At 69.5% G+C, this 2308-nt stretch carries 2 protein-coding genes; both read right to left on the minus strand.

The window, feature by feature from the left end; genetic code table 11:
• Positions 1-1124, minus strand: a 1124-nt coding sequence (locus FVW20_RS12890; RefSeq protein WP_231039091.1) for a branched-chain amino acid ABC transporter permease, incomplete at its 3' end; no start/stop codon positions are given.
• Positions 1121-2008 carry a branched-chain amino acid ABC transporter permease gene (locus FVW20_RS12895; protein ID WP_196609934.1) on the minus strand — a complete coding sequence of 296 codons (888 nt, stop codon included), beginning with the start codon at positions 2006-2008 and terminating at the stop codon, positions 1121-1123. The genes FVW20_RS12890 and FVW20_RS12895, both read right to left, overlap by 4 nt.
• Positions 2009-2308: the final 300 nt, after the last annotated feature.

The following is a 2308-nucleotide window of genomic DNA, read 5'->3' on the forward strand; positions in this document are numbered from 1 at the left end:
ACTCTGCCCGCGGAGCCACCGGGCGCGCCCCTGCCGCCCGACCCGTCACCGGTCCCGCGCCGCATCCTGCCCGCCATCTCCCGCAGCCACGGCGAGACCCCGCGCGGCATGAAGACGAGCATGACCAGCAGTATCGCGCCGAATATCAGGTCGTGGTGCTCCTCGAACACGCCCAGCATCTGGGGCAGCACGGTCAGCAGCAGCGCCCCGGCCAGCCCGCCCCACAGCGAACCCATGCCGCCGATGAGGCACATGGTCACGAACTCCACGGACTTGAAGATGTCGAAGGTCTTGGGCGCCACGATGCCAAGATAGTGCGCGTGCAGCGACCCGGCCAGCGAGGCGAACACGGCGGACAGCACGAACACCTGCACCTTGTAGCTGGCCGTGGGCACGCCGCAGGCCTCCGCCCCGGGCTCGGAATCGTGGATGGCCCGCAGGGCGCGGCCCACCGGAGAATGCACGAGGTTGCGCGCGGGGATGAGCAGCAGCAGGGCCACACCCCAGGCCAGCCAGTAGAACGAGCGGTCGGTGTCGAACGAGATGCCCGCCACGGCCAGCGGCGGCACACCCACGAAGCCGCTGGAACCGCCGGTGACCTCGCTCCACTGCACCAGGATCACGTCCACGATGAGGTTGAAGCCCAGCGTGGCCATGACCAGGTAGTTGCCTTTCAGGCGCAGGGTGGGCACCCCCACCACGGCGGCGGCCACGGCCACCCCGCAGGCGGAAACGCCCATGGCCAGCCAAGGGCCCACCCCGTGGGTGGCGGAAAGGATGGCGCTGCCATAGGCCCCCATGCCGAAGAACGCGGCGTGGCCGTAGCTGATCTGCCCGGCGTAGCCCATCAGCAGGTTCAGCCCGGTGACCACGATGAGGTTCACCGCCACCACGTTGAGCACGGTGAACTGGTAGCCGGAGCGCAGGGCCAGCGGCAGCAGGGCCACGGCCACGGCAAGGGCCAGCCAGCCCCGCATGAAACGGCGGGCGGGCGGGGTGAACAGCGGATGGCGGCCCGTCGCAGGTGCGGACGCCAACGCCGACCCGGACGCGGGGGATGCAGGCGCAGTCGTATCCGTGCCGTTGGCCTTCACGACACCGGAATCTGTACCGGGTGCGGTCATGCGCGCCTCCCGGTGGTGCCGAACAGCCCCTGCGGTCGCACGAACAGGACAAGGATGAGCAGGCCGAACACCAGCACGTCGCGGTAGGCGCTGGTCACGTAGCCCGCGCCGTAGCTTTCGAACAGGCCCAGCAGCACCCCGCCCGCCACGGCCCCGGCAAAGCTGCCGTAGCCGCCAAGCACCGCGGCGGCAAAGCCCTTCAGCCCCAGCATCAGGCCGATGTCGTACGAAAGTGACGTGATGGGCGTGATGAGCATGCCGCCCAACGCACCCAGCGCCCCGGCAAAGGCGAAGGACAGCGTGGTCAGCCGTTCCACCTCCACCCCCATCAGCCGGGCGGTGCGCGGGTCCGCCGCAGCGGCGCGCATGGCCTTGCCGGTCACCGTGGCGCGAAAGAACCAGGCCAGCGCCGCGATGCCGCACAGGGTCATGCCCATCACCCACAGGTTCTGCGGGGTCAGCACCGCACCCAGCAGGCGGAAGGGCACCTCGGGCGACAGGGGCGGCAGGGCCAGGGGCAGCTTGCCCCAGCCTTCCTTCATCAGGCCGCGCATCAGCGTGGAGGCGGCCATGGTGATGAAGATAAGGATGATCATCTGACGGCTGCGGGCCGGACGCAGGCACACCCGCTCCACCAGCGCGCCCGCCATGGCCACCACGAGGATGGTGGCGGGAAAGGCCGCGAAGATCGGCAGCCCCTGACTGACCAGCAGGCTGTACAACACCAGCCCGCCAAGGCTCAGAAAATCGCCCTGGGTGAAGTTGACGATGCCCGTGGCATTGAAGATGAGGCTGTAGCCCAGGGCCAGCAGCGCGTAGACCGACCCGGTGGTCAGCCCGCTGAGGGTGTACTGCGCAAGGGCGTTGATGGCGTCTGGCGGCATGAGGGTGTGCGTCCGGTTGGGGAGGGGCCGTGGGCCGAAGTGAAAAGCGCCGCGCACACGGGCGCGACTATCGTTGCATACCGTATACAAAATACGAAGCCGGGTCAATCCTGCGGTTGCCGGACGCGGATCCGCCGCGTGCCCGAACCTGCCCGATACCCCCCAGGGCTCGCCCCTGCATGCAATCCGGGCACATTGACATGGCAATCCGATGCGGACACACAGGAACGGGGAGCCAGCCGCGCGCGGCACGCCGCCGCAGCCGGGACACCCCCGCCGCCGCGTTTCGCACGCCGCCGC

Origin of the sequence: Nitratidesulfovibrio oxamicus (genome assembly GCF_015731765.1) — a bacterium.
Classification (GTDB): Bacteria; Desulfobacterota; Desulfovibrionia; order Desulfovibrionales; family Desulfovibrionaceae; genus Cupidesulfovibrio; species Cupidesulfovibrio oxamicus.

What these genes read in the sequence shown, in the direction of transcription:
- FVW20_RS12895 (WP_196609934.1), bottom strand. Translation starts at nt 2,008, where the DNA reads ATGCCGCCAGACGCCATCAACGCCCTTGCGCAGTACACCCTCAGCGGG.